The 4532-nt window shown below is 39.9% G+C and carries 3 protein-coding genes; 1 reads left to right on the top strand and 2 read right to left on the bottom strand.

Translation table 11 applies throughout. The features are described from left to right. Positions 1-2651 (top strand): CHAT domain-containing protein (locus IQ229_RS14270; RefSeq protein ID WP_194044727.1); only part of this gene is annotated, 2651 nt, incomplete at its 5' end. Between the two features lie 358 nt (positions 2652-3009). On the opposite strand, the gene IQ229_RS14265 is transcribed toward IQ229_RS14270, so the two are convergent. Both IQ229_RS14265 and IQ229_RS14260 read right to left on the bottom strand, forming a co-directional pair. Then, on the bottom strand, positions 3010-3714 hold the full coding sequence (locus tag IQ229_RS14265; RefSeq protein WP_194044726.1) for a Uma2 family endonuclease: 705 nt from the start codon (positions 3712-3714) through the stop codon (positions 3010-3012). A 451-nt stretch (positions 3715-4165) separates the two neighbouring features. Then, positions 4166-4507 (bottom strand): XisI protein, encoded by a 342-nt coding sequence (locus tag IQ229_RS14260; protein WP_194044725.1) that lies wholly within the window; start codon positions 4505-4507, stop codon positions 4166-4168. Between the last annotated feature and the right edge of the window lie 25 nt (positions 4508-4532).

The raw sequence follows: 4532 nt of genomic DNA, 5'->3' as shown, positions 1-4532 counted from the left end.
TTCCAAATGTAACCACACTAGTTGAACAAGGAATTCAAGACTATAATACTGGAAATTTTGTTAATGCAATAAAAAAATGGCAAGAAGCATTAAATCAGGATAAAAATAATCCGTCAGTTACGGCGGTTGTGAATGAAAATTTGGCGCGCGCTTACCAAAAAACAGGAGAAAATAAAGCCGCGATCGCATCGTTATCGGCAGCAATTCATGACTATAATACGGTGAATAATATCCAGCAAGTCGGACGTATGAAGTCAGAACTTGCCCAAGTTTACAGCAATTTGGGACAACCTCGCAAAGCGATCGCACTTTTGTGTGGTCAACTAGTAGATAAGCCGAAAATCTCCGAAAATCAACCAAGTCAGGAAATAAAATGCACTCCCGAAAGTGCCCAACAAATCGCCACGAAATACAACGACAAACGTGGCCAGGTTGCGGCTTTGGGTATTCTTGGTGAAGCATATCGCTTAATCGGAAGTTACGACCAAGCAATTCAGTCTTTAGACACAGCACAACTTGTTGCACCAGAATCTAAATTTTTGGTGTTTAATAGTTTGGGCAATGCTTACAAAAGTCGCGGTCAATTACGAGAGTTACAAGCGGATTCTGCAAATAAGGCTGGGATTTTTAGTAAAGAAAATGAATTTACTAAAAAGTCACAAGAAGACTACAACAGAGCTTATCAATATTTTCAGGATAGTATAAAGTTCGCCCGCAATGAAAAACAACCTTTAGCAGAGATGCGGGGATTATTAAATTTAATTCAGTTGGGTTCCCAGACAAATCAGAGGAAATTTATTAATGATCGGGAGTTTAACACAACAATTAAAGATGCTTTAAAAGTTCTCGAAACTTTGCCCGATTCAGCCACAAAAGTCTATGGGGCAATTGATTTAGCATACTTGCAGCGCGATGCTAAAGGAACTTCACCCTTTACCTACTGTCCAACTGGGCTGGTTTTATCTGGTGACAACGAAGCATTAAATTTGCTGGAAAACTCAGTATTAGTAAGTAAAAAATTACAAGATAATCGTCTAATTTCATTTTCTAATGGTGCTTTGGGTCATTTCTGGGAATGTAGCCCAGATAACGAAAAAGCATTAAAGAATGAAAAAACATTAAATAATGAGAAGGCATTAAAATATACCCAAGCTGCTATCATTGCAGCAGACAGCAAGTTGAGTGCAAAAGATAGCTTGTATTTGTGGGAGTGGCAAGCCGGACGCATTTTAGATAAACAGAATCGACAAGAAGAAGCGATCGCATCTTATCAGCGAGCATTTGATACCTTAGAAGATATCCGCCAGGATATTTTGACCGCCGAACGGGATGTACAGTTTGATTTCCGCGATGTTGTTCGCCCACTATACCGGACATTGGCACAATCGCGGCTCGATTTGCTAGGGGTTGGGGCAATTGCAGACGAAGGACGTGCGAAGGAACTATCGAAAGTAGTTAACACCATCGATGCGTTGAAACTCGCAGAATTACAAAATTATTTTGGCAATGATTGCGTTTTGAGCGGGTTGAATCCTAAACAGGTGGGCGAACTCCTCGAAGATAATAGTGTCGCGTTTAAGAATACTGGCTTTTTGAGTTCAATAATTTTAGATGGCAAAACCGGGATATTATTGCAGTTACCCAATCAAGCAACTAAATTTAAGTGGATTGAAGACCCCAATCAACAAGGTGAGAAGATAGTTAGCAGCGATACCCTACAGAAGAAAATCGCCGAGTTTCGCACAGGACTAGTTAAAAGAGAAGAAATTAACTACGATACAAAAATTGCATCACAGCTTTATGATTGGATAATTCGCCCCTTTGCTGAGGATATCAAACCGGAGAAAGTCAAAACTCTGGTATTTATTCAAGATGGCTTTTTGCGTAGCGTTCCGATGGCGGCACTTTATGACAGCCAACAAAAAAAATATTTAGTTGAAACCTACGCGGTTGCGACAACTCCCAGTTTACGACTTAACACACCTAAAGTACGCGATCGCAGTACGCAAAAGGCGTTAATTTTGGGTTTGACAAAAGAAGCCACCATCGACGGCAAGACTTTTGAACAGCTTTTTGCGGTTCCCGATGAAGTCAATGCAGTTCAAAGTATATTCCCCGATCATACCCCTCTGATTGACGATAATTTTCTCCCCAAAAGTTTTCAAGACAAACTTGATAAAACCACATATCCCATTGTTCACATTGCTAGTCACGCTCAATTTGGGATCATTCCTGAAGATACCTTCATTGTCACAGGGAAAAACCAAAAACTTACCATAAGCCAATTAGAAAACTCACTCCGAAACCTCAACAGCAAATCAGATAATGTCGAACTACTCACACTCACTGCTTGTGAAACCGCAGTTGGTGATGACCGTGCCACACTAGGATTAGCTGGAGTTGCATTACAAGTTGGGGTTAAAACTGCGATCGCATCTTTGTGGAGTGTCACCGATCAATCGACATCCGAACTAGTAAAAACATTTTACGCCAACTATCGCAACACTGGCATGAGTATTGCAGAGGCTTTGCAAACGGCTCAAATTAGAATGATTCATGCTAAGAAATTACCGCCATCTGAAGGTGTCAATATCATGTACGATCATCCTGCATATTGGGCACCAATGGTTGCGATCGGTAATTGGCTTTGAAAAAGATTCCCAGTACCGCAAGGCGGAAGTCAAAAGGGACGCATAACTATGCGTCCCTAAAGCAAATTGCTATGAAAAGTGCTGGGTGCTGAGTTCCTCGGCTTAGAGTAAAAAGACCGCCTACACTCTTGCGGGGTATCAACCTTCTCTATAAGACAATACAGTTCAGTTAAGCAATTTTTTCCTTCTCTTTCTTCTCTCTGCGTCCTCTGCGCCTTCTCTACGAGACGCTACGCGAAGGCGGTTCGTTAAAAAATTGACTTGGATAACAGAGTTTTAGCCTTAACTGAACCGTATTGGTATAAAACTCAGATAATGAACTACCTCTAGCTGTGCGAAAGTTTGAGCCAGGGTTAGTTCATAGTAAATTTGGGTCAATTCCTTGTTGTTGTAATCTAGCTAAAAGTTCTTGAAGTTGCTGCTGAGTTTGTTCTAACTGTTGTTGCTGTTGTGCATTTATCTCTTCTGGAGTTTGGTATCTGTTACCATCTTGGTCATACCAAAACAGCCATTCTCGTGTTCTTCCTTGATAAGTACCCTGTTCTCGTCCAATCCCTAAACCAATTTCTGGCATCCAAATTTGATCGCCAAGTTGTAAAGTGTACTTACTTTCAACTAAGCGATAAACTTCCAAACGTTGACGCTTACGACGTAGCCGCGTTGGTGCATAAATGACGTAATATAAAATGCCTAATTGGGCATAATCTATTTTCTTTTGTTCATATTCGCCATTGTAGGTTTGAGAAACCACTTCTAAAGCTAAAATGGGCGTAATCCCTTCTTCTTCCCAGAAAACGTAACTAGAACGTCCGTTTTCTCCAACAAAACGTTCAACACCTAAACTCAAAAACCCATCGGGGACTATAGCTGGTTGTAATGGTGTATAGTAAATTCCCATGTTGATACCGAAAAACCAGTCATCACGGGTTTGCCAAATCGAGGCTAAGATGGCTAACAATAAATTAGGAATTAATATTTGTAGTTCGTTATCCACAGGGGTATCATCAGAATCTGGTAATTCCGCCGATGAAGGTAGGCAGTCTAAGGGATTGTAATTATACATAATACTTGGTGGTTGACAGTTATCAGTTAACAGGAGCCAGTGCGTTGCGGAGCGAGTGTGGTCTTGGGGGTTTCCCCCATGAACAACTCGCGTTGGGGTTCCCCCCGTTGAAGCAACTGACGTTCATTAGTAAACGGTTAACCATTTTGATGAAAGCAATGCTTTTCGATATAGTTTAACCGCCTGTGTTTGATTAGTTTCACAACTCATTTGTTCCGATTAATTTAAGAGTAACTCAGGTTGCACATAATTCACCTTCTCAAACCTCGGCGTGGTTGTGGTGATGACTGCCGAGAAATAGACAAATTAGCTTGACGTTGCTGTTGTTTAAGTTCTATCTCATCCTTAATACTCATTCGATGCCATTTTTGAAAATTAGATGTTCTGATAAATCGCTTTTAGGTGCGATAATAGCGACTATTAACCTAAATAATTACCAGAAAAATAATCTTTAAACCGTTGCAAACTCAGTATATTTCCTTGCTTCTGGAGGCTGAAAAGCCAAGACAATATCACTTGGAGGAACATTTAAACGCATTAACTCAGTTGCAATTCCTTCTTCAGTCAAATCTTCTTCAATGTAAATTTTTTCATTTTTAATGCGAATATAGACAGAAATGCCTTTAACTCTTTTCCCTTGTTTCCAACCAATATTGAACCACAAATATTGACTTCTCTCATCATCAAACATTAACACTTCATCCACATCAACAACAGTAACTTGTGAAGATATTCTTTGATACTCTGTTAATATTTGTTTGATTGTATTTTGATATTGAGTTAACTTATCCATTTCACAATCTCCTGGTGATTCATAT

The organism is Nostoc cf. edaphicum LEGE 07299 (genome assembly GCF_015207245.1).
Classification (GTDB): Bacteria; Cyanobacteriota; Cyanobacteriia; order Cyanobacteriales; family Nostocaceae; genus Nostoc; species Nostoc edaphicum_B.
Note: the sequence above shows the minus strand (reverse complement) of the source record. Positions and strands in the feature narration are given on the sequence as shown.

What these genes read in the sequence shown, in the direction of transcription:
- IQ229_RS14260 (WP_194044725.1), bottom strand. Translation starts at nt 4,507, where the DNA reads ATGGATAAGTTAACTCAATATCAAAATACAATCAAACAAATATTAACA.
- IQ229_RS14265 (WP_194044726.1), bottom strand. Translation starts at nt 3,714, where the DNA reads ATGTATAATTACAATCCCTTAGACTGCCTACCTTCATCGGCGGAATTA.